Raw genomic sequence first — 20,098 nt, forward strand, 5'->3', positions numbered from 1 at the left:
TGGGGATAGTGGCGGAAGACGAAAAACTCCTTGACTACCTCAAGAAGGTGACGGGTGACCTGCGTCAGGCTCGTCGGCGACTTCGACAGGTGGAGGAGCGGGACCGGGAGCCCATCGCCATCGTGGCGATGAGCTGCCGGTACCCCGGAGGCGTGAAGACTCCGGAGGAGCTGTGGCGGCTCGTCGCCGAGGGCGGTGACGGCATCACCGAGTTCCCACCCGACCGGGGCTGGGACGTCGACGGCTTCTTCGACCCCGACGCGGAGCGGTCCGGGACCTTCTCCGTCCGCGAGGGCGGATTCCTGGACGCCCCCGGCGACTTCGACCCCGGCTTCTTCTCCATGAGCCCGCGGGAGGCGCTCGCCACCGACCCGCAGCAGCGGCTGCTGCTTGAGACCGCGTGGGAGGCGTTCGAGCGCGCCGGGATCGACCCGGCGTCGGTGCGGGGCAGCCAAAGCGGTGTGTTCGTCGGCGCTTCGTCCTCCGGCTACGGCGCCGGAGTGAGCGAGATGCCCGAAGGCGTCGAGGGGCTGCTGCTCGCGGGCAACGCCACCTCCGTGGTGTCCGGCCGGGTGGCCTACACCCTGGGCCTGGAAGGGCCCGCGGTGACGGTGGACACGGCGTGTTCGTCGTCGCTGGTCGCCCTGCACCTGGCCTGCCAGGCGCTCCGCCAGGAGGAGTGCTCGCTGGCCCTGGCGGGCGGCGTCGCGGTCATGTTCACCCCCAGCATGTTCGTGGAGTTCAGTCGGCAGGGCGGGCTCGCTCCCGACGGCCGGTGCAAGGCGTTCGGTGCGGGCGCCGACGGCACCGGCTGGGCCGAGGGCGTGGGCCTGCTCCTCCTGGAGCGGCTCTCGGACGCCCGCCGCAACGGCCACCCCGTGCTGGCCGTCGTACGGGGCAGCGCGATCAACCAGGACGGCGCGAGCAACGGTCTCACGGCGCCCAACGGCCCCTCGCAGCGCCGCGTGATCCGCCTGGCACTGAAGAACGCGGGCCTGACACCGGCCGACGTGGACGCGGTGGAGGCGCACGGTACGGGTACGTCGCTGGGTGACCCGATCGAGGCGCAGGCGCTGCTGGCCACGTACGGCCAGGACCGGCCGGAGGAACAGCCGCTGTGGCTGGGCTCCCTGAAGTCCAACATCGGCCACTCCCAGTCCGCCGCCGGTGTCGGCGGGGTCATCAAGATGGTGATGGCCATGCGCGAGGGTGTGCTGCCCAAGACCCTCCACGCGGACGAGCCGTCCACCCAGGTCGACTGGTCCGAGGGCGACATCCGGCTGCTCAACGAGTCGAGGCCCTGGCCCGAGACCGAGCGGCCCCGGCGGGCGGGTGTGTCCTCGTTCGGCATCAGCGGGACGAACGCGCACGCGATCCTGGAGCAGGCCCCGGAAGCCGAGGAGGCGGCGGAGCCCGAGGCCGAGGCCGTCGACGGTCCGGTGGCCTGGGTGGTGTCCGGCCGCAGCGCGGCCGGACTGCGGGCACAGGCGGGGCGACTGCGGGAGTTCGTGGCCGAGCGCCCGGAGTTGGGTGCTGCGGATGTGGCGTTGTCGTTGGTGTCGTCGCGTTCGGTGTTCGAGCACCGTGGGGTGGTGACGGGTACCGGTCGTGACGAGCTTCTGGCGCGGTTGGACGCGTTGGCCGGGGGCGAGGCGGCCTCGGGTGTGACGCGTGGCGTGGCCGATGTGCGTGGCCGTTCGGTGTTTGTGTTCCCGGGTCAGGGGGCGCAGTGGGTGGGTATGGCGGTGGGGTTGTTGGAGTCCTCGCCGGTGTTCGCGGAGGCGGTTGGTGAGTGTGAGTCGGCGTTGTCGGCTTATGTGGACTGGTCGTTGACGGATGTGTTGCGTGGTGCCGGGGATGCGCCTGGGTTTGACCGGGTGGATGTGGTGCAGCCGGTGTTGTTTGCGGTGATGGTGTCGTTGGCGCGGTTGTGGCGTTCGGTGGGTGTGGTGCCGGATGCGGTGATGGGTCACAGCCAGGGTGAGATTGCCGCCGCGTGTGTGGCGGGTGCGCTCTCGCTGGAGGACGCGGCGAAGGTGGTGACCTTGCGTTCGCAGGCGATCGCGGCCGGTCTTGCGGGTCGTGGTGGCATGGTGTCGGTCGGGCTTCCGGTCGACCAGGCGCGGGAGCGCATCGCCCGGTGGGGTGGTGCGATATCCGTCGCGGCGGTCAACGGTCCGGGTTCGGTTGTGGTGTCCGGTGATGCGGGTGCGCTGGATGAGATGGTCGCGGAGCTGGAGGGTGAGGAGGTCCGGGTCCGTCGGGTTCCGGTGGATTACGCCTCGCACTCCGCGCATGTGGAGGAGATCCGCGAAGAGTTGCTGAAGGTTCTGGCGGACATCGCGCCGCGCTCATCGGAGGTGCCGTTCTACTCGACGGTGTCCGGTGAGCTGGTGGACACCGCCGGTCTGGATGCTGAGTACTGGTACCGCAACCTGCGCCAGACCGTCGAGCTGGAGGCCACTACCCGTACCCTGCTCGGCAGTGGGCACGGCGTGTTCATCGAGGTCAGCCCGCACCCCGTACTCACCCTGCCGGTGCAGCAGACCGTTGAGGCCGCTGAGGCGCAGGCCGTGGTCGTGGGGACCCTTCGGCGGGACGAGGGCGGGGCCGAGCGGTTCCTGGCCTCCGCCGCCGAGGTGTTCGCGCGGGGCGTCAAGGTCGACTGGGCCGTCACTCTGGAGGGCCGTGGCGGTCGGCGGGTCGAGCTGCCGACGTACGCCTTCCAGCGCGAGCGCTACTGGCTTGACGGATTCGGCCTGCTGCCCGGTGGAGGCGTGGGCGACGGCACCGGCTCCGTCGACGAGCGGTTCTGGGACGTGGTACAGCGCCAGGACCTGGAGTCCCTTGCGGGGACGCTGGCGGTCGACAGCGAGGCGCCGCTGAGCGCCGTGCTGCCTGCCCTGTCCGCGTATCACCGCAACAACCGCGACCGGTCCACGATCGACGGCTGGCGCTATCGGGTCTCGTGGAAGCCGCTCTCCGACGCCGCCGACGGCTCGCTGTCGGGGACGTGGCTCGTGGTGGTTCCGGCGTCCCGCGCCGAGGACGAACTGGTCTCGGGCGTTGTCGCCGGTCTGGAACGGCATGGCGCGAGTGTCGTCCCGGTCGTCGTGGACGAGCGGGACCTCGACACGGATGCGCTGGCGGAGCGGCTGCGCGCGGTGGCCGCCGAGGCGCCCGAGCTGGGCGGTGTGCTGTCGCTGCTCGCTCTGGACGAGCGGCCCTGCCCCGGCCATCCGGAGCTGACCGGCGGCTATGCGCTGACCCTGGTGCTGGTGCGCGCCATGGTCGCGGCCGACCTTCCGGCCCGGCTGTGGTGCGGTACGCGCGGTGCCGTCTCGGTGGGCCGTTCGGACCGGCTCACCAGCCCGGCGCAGGCGATGGTCTGGGCGCTGGGCCGGGTGGCCGGTCTGGAACTCCCGCCGCTGTGGGGCGGTCTGGTCGATCTGCCCGAGACGCTGGACCGGCGCGGTGCGGAACGGCTGGCCGGTGTGCTGTCCGTCGAGGGCGGCGAGGACCAGGTCGCGGTGCGCGGCTCCGGTGTCTTCGTACGCCGTCTGGTGCGGTCCGCGCCGGCCGTCGGCGAGGAGACCTCGTGGCAGGCGCGCGGCACCGTGCTGGTGACCGGTGGCACGGGCGGGATCGGCGGGCAGGTGGCCCGCTGGCTGGTCCGTAGCGGCGCCGAACATGTCGTACTGACGAGCCGTCGTGGTCCGGAGGCCGAGGGCGCCGCCGAGTTGAAGGCGGAGCTGGAAGGCATGGGCGCCGAGGTGACGGTGGCCGCGTGCGACGCCGCCGATCGCGACGCGCTCGCCGCGGTCCTGGACGCCGTACCGGAGCACCGGCCGCTCACCGCGGTGGTGCACGCGGCGGGTGTCACGCTCGCGGCCTCCCTGCTGGAGACGGAGCTCGCCGACGCGGCGACGGTCGTGTCCGGCAAGGTGGCGGGCGCCGTCAACCTGGACGAGCTGCTCGGCGACCGTGAGCTCGACGCCTTCGTGGTCTTCTCCTCCATCTCCGGTGTGTGGGGCGGCGGCAGCCAGGGCGTCTACGGCTCCGGAAACGCCTTCCTGGACGCGCTGGTCGAGCGGCGCCGTGCGCGGGGTCTCGCGGGCACCGCCGTCTCCTGGGGCCCCTGGGCCGAGGGCGGCATGGCCACCCGGGGCGACGCGGGGGAGCAGCTGGCGCGTCGCGGACTGCCCGCGATGGCGCCCCAGTTGGCGATCGCCGCTCTGGAACGCGCGGTGGCCGGTGACGACGGTGTGGTCACGGTCGTCGACGTGGACTGGGAGCGGTTCGCGCCCTCGTTCACCGCGGTCCGGCCCAGCCCGTTCCTGAGCGACCTCGACGAGGTCCGGGCGCTGGAGACGAAGAGCGGCGACGGCGAGAGCGGCGACGCCGCCGGGGCCCAGTTGCGTGAACGGCTGAAGCCGCTCACCGAGGGCGAGCGGGACCGGGCGCTGCTCGATCTGGTGCGCAGGCACGCCGCCTCCGTACTCGGCTACTCCTCCGCCGAGACGGTCGAGCCGAACCGGGCCTTCCGCGACCTGGGCTTCGACTCGCTGACCGCGGTCGACCTGCGCAACCGACTGGCCGCCGAGACCGGTCTCGGCCTCCCCGCCACGCTGGTCTTCGACTACCCCAGCGCCGGCGTGCTCGCGGCGCATCTGCGCACCGAGGTCCTGGGCACCACGTCCCCGGCACCGGCCACCGGCCCCGGGGGCCCCGCGGGCTCCGGCGCGGACGACGAGCCCATCGCGATCGTCTCCATGAGCTGCCGCCTGCCCGGTGGGGTGCGGAGCCCGGAGGACCTGTGGCAGCTGATCGACGGCGGCGGTGACGCCATCTCGTCGTTCCCGTCGGACCGCGGCTGGGACCTTTCGGGGATGTACGACCCCGACCCGGACCGGCCGGGCACGTTCTACGCCCGGGAAGGCGGATTCCTCTACGACGCGGGCGAGTTCGACCCCGGCTTCTTCGGGATCTCGCCCCGCGAGGCCCTGGCGACCGACCCGCAGCAGCGCCTGCTCCTGGAGACCTCCTGGGAGGCGTTCGAGCGGGCGGGCATCAACCCCGCATCGGTGCGGGGCAGCCAGACCGGTGTGTTCGTCGGCTTCTCGGGCTCCGGATACGGCACCAACCTGGAGACGGTGCCCGAGGACGTCGAGGGCCACCTGCTGACCGGTAACGCCGGCAGCGTCGTCTCCGGCCGTCTCGCCTACACCTACGGCCTGGAAGGCCCCGCCATCACGGTGGACACCGCCTGCTCCTCGTCGCTGGTGGCCCTGCACCTGGCCTGCCAGTCGCTGCGTCAGGGCGAGTGCGACATGGCGCTGGTCGGGGGTGTGGCGGTGATGGCCACTCCGATGGCGTTCGTCGAGTTCAGCCGGCAGGGCGGGCTCGCGCCCGACGGCCGCTGCAAGCCGTTCGCGGCGGCGGCGGACGGAACGGGCTGGAGCGAGGGCGCCGATGTGCTGCTCGTGGAGCGGCTGTCGGACGCGCGGCGCAACGGCCACCAGGTGCTGGGCATCGTGCGGGGTTCGGCCGTCAACCAGGACGGTGCCAGCAATGGTCTTACGGCGCCCAACGGGCCGTCGCAGCAGCGGGTGATCCGGCAGGCGCTGGCCAGCGCCGGGGTGTCGGCCGCCGAGGTCGACGTGGTGGAGGCGCACGGTACGGGCACCTCGCTGGGTGACCCGATCGAGGCGCAGGCGCTGCTGGCCACCTACGGCCAGGACCGGCCGGAGGGCCGCCCGCTGCTGCTGGGCGCTCTGAAGTCGAACATCGGCCACACCCAGGCCGCGTCCGGACTCGCCGGTGTCATCAAGATGGTCATGGCGATGCGGCACGGCGTCCTGCCGAAGACGCTGCATGTGGACGAGCCGTCGACGCAGGTGGACTGGTCGGCGGGTGAGGTGCGGCTGCTGACGGAGTCCACCGAGTGGCCCGAGACCGGGCAGCCGCGCCGGGCCGGTGTCTCCGCCTTCGGCGTGAGCGGCACCAACGCGCACACCATCATCGAGCAGGCCCCCTCGGACACCGAGGACACCCGACCGGCCGAAGGGGCGTCTCCCGACGACCGCGGCACGGCGCCCTGGACGCTCTCCGCCCGGAGCGCGGACGGGCTGCGCGCCCAGGCGCGACGACTGCGGGCACAGCTGACCGCCCGTCCGGAGCTGAACCTGAAGGACGTGGGCTACTCCCTGGTCGCCACCCGTTCGGTGTTCGAGCACCGTGCCGTACTGACCGGCGCGGACCGTGCGGAGCTGCTGCGCGGTCTTGAGGCCGTCGCCACCGCCGAGGACGCCCCCGGCGTCGTGCGCTCGGTCGCGAATCCCACGGGGATCACGGCGTTTCTGTTCTCGGGTCAGGGCGCGCAACGCCTGGGCATGGGGCGGGAGTTGTACGACGCCTTCCCGGTGTTCGCCCGCGCGCTGGACGAGGTGTGCGCGCACCTGGACGTCGCGCTGGACCGTCCGCTGAAGGACGTGATGTTCGCGGCGGAAGGCAGTGCCGACGCCGAGCTGCTGGACCGGACGGCGTTCACGCAGCCCGCGCTGTTCGCCGTCGAAGTGGCGCTGTTCCGGCTGCTGTCCGCGTGGGGTGTGGCACCGGATGTGGTGATGGGTCACTCCATCGGTGAGATCGCCGCCGCGCATGTGGCGGGGGTGTTCTCGCTTCAGGACGCGTGCACGCTGGTCGCCGCCCGTGGCCGGTTGATGCAGGCCCTGCCCGAGGGCGGGGCGATGGTCGCCATCGAGGCATCCGAGGAGGAGATCGCTCCGTCGCTGATCGGTCGTGAGGCCGAGGTGAGCGTCGCTGCGGTCAACGGTCCGACGGCCGTGGTCATCGCGGGTGACGAGGCGCCGGTGCTGGAGATCGCCGGTCAGTGGTCGGAGCAGGAGCGCAGGACGAGCCGCCTGCGGGTCAGCCACGCCTTCCACTCGCCGCGCATGGACGCGATGCTGGACGACTTCCGCAAGGTCGTCGAGGGACTGGCCTTCGCCCCGCCCGCCATCTCCCTGGTGTCCAATGTGACGGGCAAGCCGGCGGGCGCCGACGAGGTGTGCTCGCCGGAGTACTGGGTGCGCCATGTCCGGGAGGCCGTACGCTTCCTGGACGGGCTGCGCTCCCTGGAGAACGCGGGCGTGACCAGGTTCTTCGAGGTCGGCCCCGACGGTGTGCTCGCGGCGATGGCACGGGACTGCCTGACGGCGGAGGAGACTTCGGCCCCCGTCGTGGTGCCCGCGCTGCGCAGGGGCCGCACCGAGGCCCAGGCACTGACGACGGCGCTGGCCGAACTCCACGTCCACGGCGCCACCGTCGACTGGGAGGCCCTGTTCGCCGGCCAGGACGTCCGGCGGGTCGAGCTGCCGACGTACGCGTTCCAGCGGCAGCGGTACTGGCTGGATGCCCCCGAGGGCGGTGCCTCCGAGGGCGGTGCCTCCGACCCCTCCGCCTGGGTGGACTCGGTCGACGCCCGGTTCTGGGACGCGGTCGAGCGCGAGGACATGGAGGCGCTGACCACCGCGCTGCACGTGGACGGAGACGCCTCGCTGACCGAGGTGCTCCCCGCCCTGGCGTCGTACCGCAAGGGCCACCGAGAGCGGTCCACGGTGGACGGCTGGCGCTACCAGATCGCGTGGAACGCGGTGTCCGAGCTCGCGGAGCGGGAGCTGACCGGCACCTGGATGGTCATGGTTCCCCAGCCGTACGCCGACGACGCGCTGGTCACCTCCGCGGTGACCATGCTCGAACGGCAGGGCGCGGACGTGGCGCGGATCGTGCTCGACGGTGCGGCGGACATCGACCGCGCGGCGGTCGCCGAGCAGCTGCGCACCGCGGTCGAAGGCGCGTCCGACGGGGCCGTCAGCGGGGTGCTCTCCCTGCTGGCCCTGGATGAGGACGCCTGCGCCGGGCACACGGTGGTGCCGCGAGGGCTCGCGCTGAACCTCGTCGCGCTGCAGGCACTCGTGGACGCCGGTGTCGAGGCTCCGCTGTGGGTGGCGACCCGAGGCGCCGTGTCGGTGACCGGATCCGACACTCTGCGCAGCGCCGCCCAGGCGCAGATCTGGGGCCTCGGCCGGGTCGCCGGACTGGAGCACCCCAAGCTTTGGGGCGGTCTGGTGGACCTCCCGGAGACGCTGGACGAGCGGGCCGCGAACCGGCTGTCCGGTGTGCTGGGCGGCGGTGCGGGCGAGTTCGAGGACCAGGTGGCGGTGCGCACGTCCGGCGTGTTCACCCGGCGCCTGGTGCGGGCCGCCGCGCCGCGGACCACGGCCCGGCCGTGGAGCGCGCGTGGCTCGGTCCTTGTGACCGGCGGCACCGGGGGAGTGGGCAGCCAGGTGGCCCGGTGGCTGGCGGGCGCCGGCGCCGAGCACCTGGTGCTGACCAGCCGCCGTGGCCCGGAAGCCGACGGCGCGGCCGAACTGCGCGACGAACTCACCGCCCTGGGCGCCGAGGTGACCGTCGCGGCCTGTGACACCGCCGACCGCGACGCCCTGGCCGCCCTACTGGCCGCCATCCCCGAGCGGTATCCGCTGAACGCCGTCGTGCACGCGGCGGGCGTCCTGGACGACGGCGTCCTGGACTCGATGTCGGTGGAGCGGGTGGCGGGCGTGCTGCGCCCCAAGGTGGACGGGGCCCGCCATCTGCACGAGCTCACCGAGGGCCTCGACCTGTCCGCGTTCGTGCTGTTCTCCTCGCTCGCCGGGGCGATCGGCGGGGCGGGCCAGGGCAGTTACGCGGCGGCCAACGCCTACCTCGACGCCCTGGCGCAGCAGCGCCGGGCCCAGGGGCTCCCCGCCACCTCGGTGGCCTGGGGCCCGTGGGCCGAGGGCGGCATGGCGGTCGACGGGGCGCTGGAGGACCGGCTGCGGCGCGGCGGCATGGCCGCGATGACGCCGGAGCTGGCGGTCATGGCACTCCAGCAGGCCCTCGACCTCCAGGAGACACACCTGGCCATCGCCGACCTCGACTGGGAGCGATTCGTCCCGTCCTACACCGCCGTACGGGCCAGCAGGCTGCTGGACGAGATGCCCGAGGCGCGGCGGATCCTGGAGGCCGCGGCCGCGGGCGGCACCACCGCGCGGTTCGAGACCGGTGGTTCGGAACTGCGTGAGCGGCTCGCCGGACTGCCGGAGCCGGAGCAGGAACGAGCGCTGCTCGACCTGGTCACCACCCAGGTGGCCGTCGTACTCGGCTTCCCGTCGGTGGAGTCGGTCGAGTCCCAGCGGGCCTTCCGGGAACTCGGCTTCGACTCGCTGACCGCCGTCGAACTGCGGAACCGGCTCGACGCGGCAACGGGCCTGCGCCTGCCCGCGACGATCGTCTTCGACCACCCGACGCCCGTGGCGCTCGCCCGGCGACTGCGTACCGATGTCGTCGAGGACGGGGTCTCGGCAGCCACACCGATCCTCGGTGAGCTGGACCGGATCGAAGCGGCGATGGCCACGATCTCCGCCGACGACGTGGACCGGCCGAGGATCACGACGCGTCTGCAGACGCTCCTCCTGAAGTGGGGAGAGGCGGAGCAGGATGCGCGCAACTCCGGCAAGAAGGCGGTTCCGGACAAGATCCAGTCGGCGACGTCGGACGAGATCTTCGACTTCATCGACAAGGAGCTCGGTCTCTCCTGAGCTGGCGCGGTCGGTTCCCGAGGGTCGTTCCTTACTACTTCCATGGGTGACATAACAATGAACGAAGAGAAGCTTCTCGACTATCTCAAGCGGGTGACCGCGGATCTCCAGCAGACCCGCCAGCGCCTGCTCGAGGCCGAGTCGGCCGACCAGGAACCGATCGCGATCGTCGCCATGAGCTGCCGGTTCCCCGGCGGGGTGAGCTCTCCCGAAGACCTGTGGCGCGTGGTGGCGGACGGTACCGACGCGATCACGGAATTCCCCATGGACCGGGGCTGGGACATCGACGCCCTCTACGACGAGGACCCGGACCGCCCCGGCACCAGCTATACGACCGAGGGCGGATTCCTGGAGAACGCCGACCGGTTCGACCCGGCGTTCTTCGGGATCTCCCCGCGTGAGGCGCTGTCGATGGACCCCCAGCAGCGGCTGCTGCTTGAGACGTCCTGGGAGGCGTGCGAGCGCGCGGGCATCGACCCGATGTCCCTGCGGGGCAGCAGGACCGGTGTGTTCGTCGGCACCAACGGCCAGGACTACTCCATGCTCACGCTCGGCGCGGCCGAGAGCCTGGAGGATGTCGAGGGCCACTCGGGCACCGGCAATGCGGCGAGCATCGTCTCCGGCCGGATCTCCTACACCATGGGTCTGGAGGGCCCCGCGCTCTCCGTGGACACGGCCTGTTCGTCGTCCCTCGTGGCCCTGCACCTCGCCGTTCAGGCGCTGCGCCAGCGCGAGTGCACACTCGCGCTGGCCGGTGGTGTCACGGTGATGTCCACCCCGTCGGCGTTCGTCCAGTTCAGCCGACAGCGCGGCCTTGCCGCGGACGGCCGGTGCAAGCCGTTCGGAGCCGCGGCCGACGGCACGGGCTGGGGCGAGGGCGTCGGCATGCTGCTCGTGGAGCGGCTGTCCGACGCCCGGCGCAACGGCCACCAGGTGCTGGGCATCGTGCGGGGCTCCGCCATCAACCAGGACGGCGCGTCCAACGGCCTGACGGCGCCCAACGGCATCTCGCAGCAGCGGGTCATCCGGCAGGCGCTGACCAGCGCCCGGCTGTCGGCCGCCGAGGTGGACGCGGTCGAGGCGCACGGCACGGGCACCACCCTGGGTGACCCGATCGAGGCGCAGGCGCTGATGGCCACGTACGGGCAGGACCGGCCCGCGGACCAGCCGCTGTGGCTGGGCGGCATCAAGTCCAACATCGGACACACACAGGCCGCCGCCGGTGTCGCGGGTGTCATCAAGATGGTGATGGCCATGCGTGCGGGCGTGCTGCCCAAGACGCTCCACGCGGACGAGCCCTCGCCGCACATCGACTGGACCGGCGGCGCCGTCTCCCTGCTGAACGAGTCGATCCCGTGGCCGGACCGGGAGCACCCGAGGCGCGCCGCGGTGTCCTCGTTCGGCATGAGCGGCACCAATGTGCACACCATCCTGGAGCAGGCTCCCGAGGCCGAAGCGGTCGAGGAGGCCGAGCCCGTCGGAACCGGGGCCGTCGACGGCCCGGTGGCCTGGCCGGTGTCGGGCCGTGGCGCGGAGGCGCTGCGGGCGCAGGCCGGGCAGCTGCGTGCATTTCTCGCGGAGCGCCCGGAGTTGAACGTGGCGGAGGTGGCTCTCTCGCTGGCCACGACCCGGTCCGCCTTCGAGCACCGGGCCGTGGTGACCGGAGCCGACCGTGAGGCACTCCTCCAGGGCCTTGAGGCGATCGCCGAGGACACCGTCACGTCGACGTCGAACGGAGTGGTACGCGGGAGGACCGGCGACGCCGGTCGTTCGGTGTTTGTGTTCCCGGGTCAGGGGGCGCAGTGGGTGGGTATGGCGGTGGGTCTCCTGGAGTCTTCGCCGGTGTTCGCGGAGGCGGTTGGTGAGTGTGAGTCGGCGTTGTCGGCTTATGTGGACTGGTCGTTGACGGATGTGCTGCGTGGTGCCGGGGATGCGCCTGGGTTTGACCGGGTGGATGTGGTGCAGCCGGTGTTGTTCGCGGTGATGGTGTCGTTGGCGCGGTTGTGGCGTTCGGTGGGTGTGGAGCCGGACGCGGTGATGGGTCACAGCCAGGGCGAGATTGCCGCCGCGTGTGTGGCGGGTGCGCTCTCGCTGGAGGACGCGGCGAAGGTCGTGACCCTGCGCTCGCAGGCGATCGCGGCCGGTCTCGCGGGCCGTGGCGGCATGGTGTCGGTCGGACTTCCGGTCGACCAGGCGCGGGAGCGCATCGCTGCCTGGGACGGTGCGATATCCGTTGCGGCGGTCAACGGTCCGGGTTCGGTTGTGGTGTCCGGTGATGCGGGTGCGCTGGATGAGATGGTCGCGGAGCTGGAGGGTGAGGAGGTCCGGGTCCGTCGGGTTCCGGTGGACTACGCCTCGCACTCCGCGCATGTGGAGGAGATCCGCGAGGAGTTGCTGAAGGTACTGGCGGACATCGCGCCGCGCTCATCGGAAGTGCCGTTCTACTCGACGGTGTTCGGTGAGCTGGTGGACACCGCCGGTCTGGATGCTGAGTACTGGTACCGGAATCTGCGGCAGACGGTGGAGCTGGAGTCCACGACTCGCCTCCTGCTCGATGACGGTCACACCGTGTTCATCGAGGCGAGCCCGCACCCGGTGCTGACCCTGCCGGTGCAGCAGACCGTTGAGGCCGCCGAGGCGCAGGCCGTGGTCGTCGGGACCCTTCGGCGGGACGAGGGCGGGGCCGAGCGGTTCCTGACCTCCGCCGCCGAGGTGTTCGTGCGTGGTGTCACGGTCGACTGGACCGCCCTGATCGGGGGCCGGAGCGCCCACCGGGTGGATCTGCCGACGTACGCCTTCCAGCGGCAGCGGTACTGGCTGGACGTGTCGGCCTGGGAGATGTCGGCCCCCGCCGACGCCCTGGGCGCGGACGCCGTGGACGCCCGTTTCTGGGAGGCCGTCGAGCGCGAGGACCTGGAGGCGCTGGTCCGCACGCTGGAGGTGGAGGGCGAGGAGCAGCAGTCGTTGACGGCGCTGCTTCCGGCGTTGTCGTCGTGGCGTCGGCAGCGGCGTGAGCAGAACACGGTGGACAGCTGGCGTTACAAGGTGGTCTGGAAGCCCCTGGCGTCCGCCACCGACGCGGCCCTCTCGGGCACCTGGCTCGTCGTCCTTCCCGCGTCGCACGCCGATGACGCCCTCGTGTCCGCCACGGTGAACGGGCTGGAGGCGAACGGGGCCGCTGTCGTCCGCGTGGTCCTTGACGCATCGGGCAACGACCGCGAGGCGGTCGCGGAGCGGCTGCGTGGGGCGCTCGGCGGGGCTGGGGTGGAGTCCTCGGCTGTGGCGGGTGTGTTCTCGCTGGTGGCGTTGGACGAGTCGGGGCATGGGGCCTTCGAGGGTGTTCCTGCTGGGTTTGCCGCGTTGGTGGGGCTGGTCCAGGGGCTGGGTGATGCGGGTGTGACGGCTCCCCTGTGGTGCGGTACCCGGGGTGCGGTGTCGGTGGGCCGTTCCGACCGCCTTGTGAGCCCGGTGCAGTCGCTGGCGTGGGGCCTGGGCCGGATCGTGGGGGCGGAGTATCCCCAGCGCTGGGGCGGTGCGGTCGATCTGCCCGAGACCGTGGACAGCCGGGCGGCAGCCCGGCTGGTCGGGGTGCTGGCGGGTGCGGAGGGCGAGGACCAGGTCGCGGTGCGCGGCTCCGGTGCGTTCGCCAAGCGCATGGTGCGGGCCACGGCGGCCGAGGACGCGGAGGGCCGAGGGTCCTGGCAGAGCTGCGGTTCGGTGTTGGTGACGGGTGGTACGGGTGCGCTGGGTGGCCATGTGGCCCGGTGGCTGGCGCGTACGGGTGCTGAGCATCTCGTACTGACGAGTCGTCGCGGGATGGAGGCCGAGGGCGCTGTCGAGCTGAAGGCGGAGCTTGAGGGTCTGGGTGCCCGGGTGACGGTGGCGGCGTGTGATGCGGCGGACCGTGAGGCGCTGGCGGCGGTGCTGGAGGCGATTCCGGGCGAGTTCCCGCTGACCGGTGTGGTGCATACGGCGGGTGTGCTGGATGACGGTGTGGTGGACGCTCTGACGGTGGAGCGGGCGGCTGGGGTGTTGCGTCCGAAGGTGGACGCGACACGGAATCTGCACGAACTGACCGCGGGGATGGACCTGTCGGCCTTCGTGCTCTTCTCCTCCGGCGCCGCCACACTGGGCGGCCCGGGACAGGGCAGTTACGCGGCAGGCAATTCCTACCTCGACGCGCTGGCGTTGCAGCGGCGCGCGGACGGGCTCCCAGCGACCTCGATCGCCTGGGGTGCCTGGGCCGGTGGTGGACTCGGCTCCGGCCGGGTCGGCGAGCGGATGGACCGTTCCGGCGTGGTCGGGATGGCGCCCGAGCTGGCGATCTCCGGAATGCAGCAGGCGCTTGAACTGGACGAGACGTTCCTGGTCATCGCCGAGATCGACTGGGATCGCTTCCAGCCGGAGTTCGTCGGCTCCCGTCCGAACGCGCTGTTCCGCGAGGTGCCCGAGCTGAACCGTCCCGCTGCCGCTGCCACCGCTGGTGCGGACGCGAGCGACGGCGACGACGCCATCTCCGCGCTGCGCCGGGAGATGGCGGAGCTGTCCCCCGCCGAGCAGCCCAAGCTCCTCCTGGAGCTGGTGCGCAACCAGGCCGCCGACGTCCTCGGCTTCGACAGCGCCGACGCGGTGGAGGCCGACCGTGCCTTCCGCGACCTCGGCTTCGACTCGCTGACCGCCGTCGAGCTGCGCAACCGCCTCGGCGTGGTCACCGGCCTCCGGCTGCCGGTCACCTGTGTCTTCGACTACCCGTCCGCCACGGTTCTGGCCCGGTATCTGCACACCGAGATGTTCGGCAAGCGGCCCGTCACCGGGGGCGCCACCGCCGCCGCGCCCAAGCGGCCGGAGGCGCTCGACAAGCCCGTCGCCACCGATGAGCCGATCGCCATCATCGGCATGAGCTGCCGGTTCCCCGGCGGGGTACGCACCCCCGAGGCGCTGTGGGACCTGCTGATGGCCGAGAGCGATGTGATCTCCGGGTTCCCCGAGGACCGCGACTGGGACGTCGACAGCCTCTACGACCCGGATCCCGAGAAGTCCGGTACCAGCTATGTGCGGGCGGGCGGCTTCCTCGAGGAGGTCGGGCACTTCGACCCGGCGTTCTTCGGGATCTCGCCGCGCGAGGCGATGGCGATCGACCCGCAGCAGCGGCTGCTGCTTGAGACGTCCTGGGAGGCGTTCGAGCGCGCCGGCATCGACCCCGTGGTGCTGCGCGGAACCCAGACCGGAGTCTTCGTCGGCTCCAACTACCACGACTACGGTTCACGCATCCTGAGGGACGCCGAAGGAGTGGAGGGGTATCTCGGCCTCGGCAGCGCCCCCAGCGTCTCCTCCGGCCGTATCTCCTACACCTTCGGCTTCGAGGGCCCGGCCGTCACGGTGGACACCGCGTGTTCGTCGTCGCTGGTCGCCCTGCACATGGCCGTGCAGTCGCTGCGCCAGGGGGAGTCCTCCGTGGCACTGGCCGGCGGTGTCACGATCATGGCCACACCGGGCACGTTCATCGAGTTCAGCGCCCAGCGCGTACTGTCGTTCGACGGCCGCTGCAAGGCGTTCGCGGCGTCGGCCGACGGCACCGGCTGGTCCGAGGGCGTGGGCATGCTCCTGGTGGAGCGGCTGTCGGACGCTCAGCGCAACGGCCACAAGGTGCTGGCCGTCATCCGGGGTTCTGCGATCAACCAGGACGGCGCCAGCAATGGTCTTACGGCGCCCAACGGTCCTTCGCAGCAGCGGCTGATCGAGCAGACGCTGGCCGGTGCCCGGTTGGCCTCCGCCGATGTGGACGTGGTCGAGGCCCATGGCACCGGCACGCCCCTCGGCGACCCGATCGAGGCGCAGGCACTGCTGGCCACCTATGGCCAGGGCCGCCCCGAGGGCCGGCCGTTGCTGCTGGGCGCCATCAAGTCGAACATCGGTCACACGCAGGCCGCCGCCGGTGTCGCGGGCATCATCAAGATGGTGATGGCCATGCGCGAGGGCGTCCTGCCCAAGACCTTGCACGTGGACGAGGCGACACCGCATGTGGACTGGTCGGCGGGCGACGTCGAGCTGCTGACCGAGACGGTGCCCTGGCCGGAGACGGACCATCCGCGCCGGGCGGCGGTGTCCGCCTTCGGTGTGAGCGGCACCAACGCGCACACGATCATCGAGCAGGCGCCGGTCGCCGACGAGCCGGAGGCGTCGCGGGCCACGGCCGCCCCGGACACCACCGGGGTCCCGGTGCCGTGGATCCTCTCCGGCAGGACCGACGCCGCCCTGCGAGGCCAGGCCGAGCGGCTGCGGGACCAACTCGCCACGCGCACCGAGGAGCGCACGCCCACTGCGGACGTCGGTTATTCCCTGGCGACGACCCGTTCGCTCTTCGACCAGCGGGCCGCCCTGGTGGGCGAGGACCGCGCGGAGATGCTGCGTGCCCTCGACGCCCTCGCGAAGGGCGAGACCGCGCCCGGCGTCGTACGGGGCACGGCGGGGGCTTCCGGCAGGACGGCGTTCCTGTTCTCGGGTCAGGGCGCGCAACGGCTCGGCATGGGCCGGGAGTTGTACGACGCGTTCCCGGTGTTCGCCGACGCGTGGGACGAGGTGTGCGCGCATGTGGACGCGCTGCTCGACCGTCCGCTGCGGGATGTGGCGTTCGCGGCGGAGGGCAGCGCGGAGGCCGAGCTGCTGGACCGGACGGCGTTCACGCAGCCCGCGCTGTTCGCCGTCGAAGTGGCGCTGTTCCGGCTCCTTGAGCACTGGGGTGTCGTCCCGGACGTGGTGATCGGGCATTCCATCGGTGAGATCGCCGCCGCGCACGTGGCCGGAGTGTTCTCCCTTGAAGACGCGTGCGCCCTGGTGGCTGCGCGTGGCCGTCTGATGCAGGCCCTGCCGGAGGGCGGCGCCATGGTCGCCATCGAGGCGTCCGAGGAGGAGATCGCCGGATCGCTCGTCGGCCGTGAGACCGAGGTGAGTGTCGCCGCCGTGAACGGTCCGACCGCCGTGGTCATCGCGGGCGACGAGGCCGCCGCACTGGGAATCGCCGAACAGTGGTCGGAGCAGGGCCGTAAGACCCGCCGCCTGCGCGTCAGCCACGCCTTCCACTCCCCGCGCATGGACGCGATGCTCGGCGACTTCCGCAAGGTCGTCGAAGAGCTGTCCTTCGCCGAGCCGTCCATCTCCCTGGTCTCCAATGTGACCGGTGAGCCGGCGGCCGCGGACGAGGTGAGTTCGCCGGAGTACTGGGTCGGCCATGTGCGCGAAGCCGTGCGGTTCGCCGACGGGGTACGGGCGTTGGAGGAACTGGGCGTGAACCGGTTCGTCGAGGTCGGCCCCGACGGTGTGCTCACCGCGATGGCGCGGGACTGCCTGGCGGACCGTCCCGAGGGCACCGCCGAGCCGGTCATGGTGGCGGTGCTGCGCAAGGACCGCCCCGAGGCGCGGGCGCTGACGACGGCGCTGGCCGAACTCCACGTCCACGGAGCCTCGGTGGAGTGGGAGTCCGTCTTCGCCGGGCGCGGCGCGCGGACGGTGGAGTTGCCGACGTACGCCTTCCAGCGGGAGCGCTACTGGCTGGAGGCCCTGACGTCGTTCGCCAGCGATGTGACCGCCGTGGGGCTCGTCCCGCCGACGCATCCGCTGCTGGGTGCCGCCGTCGAACTGCCCGACGCGGACGGCTTCCTGTTCACCAGCCGCCTCTCGCCGCAGACCGATCCGTGGCTCGTCGACCACATGGTGCAGGACACCATCCTGCTGCCCGGCACCGCCTTCCTCGAACTGGCCCTGCACATCGCCGACCAGGTGGGATGCGACCGGGTCGAGGAGCTGACCCTCACGGCGCCGCTGGCGCTGCCCGAGCGGGGCGCGGTCCATCTCCAGCTGGCGGTGGGCGGACCGGACGAGAACGGCACGCGCTCGCTGAACGTGTACTCCCGGCTGGAGGACTCCACCATGGAGCAGCCGTGGACACAGCACGCCTCCGGTCTGCTGGCGCGGAGCGGTGCGCAGGACGACACCGGCAGGGCCGACCTCACCGTATGGCCCCCGGAGGGCGCCGAACGGATCGACATCGAGGACGTCTACGCCCGGATGGCCGCGGGCGGCTTCGCCTACGGCCCTGTCTTCCAGGGGCTGCGCTCGGTGTGGATCCGCGGTGACGAGGTCTTCGCCGAGGTGCGTCTGCCCGAGGAGAACGCGTCGGACGCGGAGCGGTTCGGACTGCACCCGGCCCTGCTGGACGCGGCGGTCCAGGCCGTCATGTTCGTGCCGCAGGAGGAGGCGGGCCTTGCCAGGCTTCCGTTCTCCTGGACCGGCGTATCGCTGCGGGCCACGGGCGCCTCGGAGCTGAGGGTGCGCCTCAGCTCGCTCGGGCCCGACTCGATCGGCCTCGCCGTGGCCGACACCAGCGGTCGGGCCGTGGCCACCGTCGACTCCCTGGTGCTGCGGCTGGTGGCGGAGGGCCAGATCCAGTCGGCCGACTCCGCGGCGGCCGGGCATGACTCGCTCTTCCGGCTGGACTGGACCCCCGTTCCCGTCGGCGCGCCGGCTCCGGCCTCCGAGGGGACGTGGGCCGTGCTGGGCACGGACGGCCTGGGGGTGCGCTCCGGTCTGGAGGGCGCGGGTGCCGACGTGGTGTCGTACGCGGATCTGGCCGCGCTGCGCGAGGCGGTCGACTCAGGGGCCACGCCGCCGGACGTCGTCATGGTGGCGGGCGCCGCGGACGCGGCCGGCATCGACGACGGGGCGGATCTGGCGGGACGGGTACGTGGTGCCACGTACCGCGCGCTGGAACTGGTGCGGTCGTGGGTCACCGACGAGCGGTTCGGCGACTCCTACCTGGTGTTCGTGACCCGCGGTGCGATGGGTGCCCGGTCCTCCGGCGAGGTGCGCACCCCGGCCGAGGCCGCCGTGTGGGGCCTGTTGCGCTCCGCGCAGACCGAGCACCCCGGGAAGTTCCTGCTGGTGGACCTGGACCCGGAGGACCACGGCGACGTGTCCTCGGCGCTCCGGGCGGCGCTGACCGCCGAGGAGCCGCAGGTGGCCGTGCGGGACGGACGGGTCCTCGCGGCGCGTCTGGCCCGGGTGGTCCCGGCCGAGGACCTGTCCGAACCGGGGACCCCGCCGTTCGACGGCCGTGGCACGGTGTTGATCACGGGTGGTACGGGTGGTCTGGGTGCGTTGCTGGCCCGTCACCTGGTCGTGGAGCACGGTGTGCGTTCTTTGGTGCTGACGAGTCGTCGTGGCGTGGAGGCGCCGGGTGCGGTGGAGTTGGTGGCGGAGCTGGCGGGGCTGGGTGCCGAGGTGCGGGCGGTGGCGTGTGATGTCGCTGATCGTGGTGCGGTGGAGGGTCTGCTGGCGGGGATCGGGTCGGAGTATCCGTTGTCGGCTGTGGTGCATGCGGCGGGTGTGCTGGATGACGGTGTGGTGGAGTCGCTGACGCCGGAGCGGGTGGACAGGGTGCTGCGTCCGAAGGTGGACGCGGCGCTGCACCTGCACGAGCTGACCCGCGACCTCGACCTCTCCGCGTTCGTGGTGTTCTCCTCGGCCTCCTCCAACTTCGGTGGAGGCGGCCAGGCCAACTACGCCGCGGCCAACGCCTTCCTGGACGCCCTGGCACACCAGCGGCGCGGGCTCGGCCTCCCCGCGGTCTCCCTGGCCTGGGGCATGTGGGAGCAGCGCAGTGAGATGACCGGGGACCTCGGCGAGGCGGACCTCCAGCGCATCGCGCGAGCCGGGCTGAACGCGCTCAGCTCGCGCGAGGGCCTCGCGCTGTTCGACGACGCGCTCAGGACCGACGAAACCGTGCTCGTGCCGACCCACGTGGACCTCGCCGCTCTGCGCGTCCAGGCCCACACCGGCGACGTCCCCGCGCTGCTGCGCGGCCTGGTGCGGGTTCCCCGGCGCCGGGCCGCGGCGTCGGAGACCACGCACACCGGCACCGGGTCGCTGCGGGACCGCCTGGCGGGTCTCTCCTCGGCCGACCAACACCGGGCGCTGCTGGACCTGGTGCGGATACAGGTGGCCACCGTCCTCGGCCATGGCTCGCCGGAGGCGGTGGAGCCCGACATGGCCTTCAAGGAGATGGGCTTCGACTCGCTGACCACGGTGGAACTGCGCAACCGGCTCAACGCGGAGACCGGGCTGCGGCTGTCGGCGGTGCTGGTCTTCGACCACCCGACCCCCACGGCGCTGGTGGACCACCTGCGGGAGGAACTCCTGCCGGACGGCGGCACGGGCGAGCCCCTGGTCTTCGCCGAGCTCGACAGGCTGGAGCCCTTGCTCTCCCAGGTGATGGACGACGGCGAGGCGCGCACGAAGGTGGCCGGACGGCTGAGGGAGCTCCTGGAGAAGCTGGTCGAGGCTTCCGACGACTCCGGCTCCGCCGAGGTGGTCGAACGGATCGGATCGTCCTCCAACGACGAACTGTTCGCCTTCATCGACAACGAGCTCGGGCTGTCCTGAACCGGTGTCCAGCGCCCTCT

General features: G+C 72.1%; 2 protein-coding genes. Both read left to right on the forward strand.

Features of this window, described 5'->3' with window-relative positions:
• The first annotated feature begins 8 nt into the window (after positions 1-8).
• Positions 9-9,641, forward strand: coding sequence for a type I polyketide synthase (locus tag MQV74_RS36270; protein WP_242727546.1), 9,633 nt, complete (start codon positions 9-11; stop codon positions 9,639-9,641).
• A 51-nt stretch (positions 9,642-9,692) separates the two neighbouring features.
• Positions 9,693-20,078, forward strand: a complete 10,386-nt coding sequence (locus MQV74_RS36275; protein WP_374120819.1) for a type I polyketide synthase — start codon at positions 9,693-9,695, stop codon at positions 20,076-20,078.
• Positions 20,079-20,098: the final 20 nt, after the last annotated feature.

This window comes from Streptomyces sp. AN091965, from assembly GCF_022698285.1.
Classification (GTDB): Bacteria; Actinomycetota; Actinomycetes; order Streptomycetales; family Streptomycetaceae; genus Streptomyces.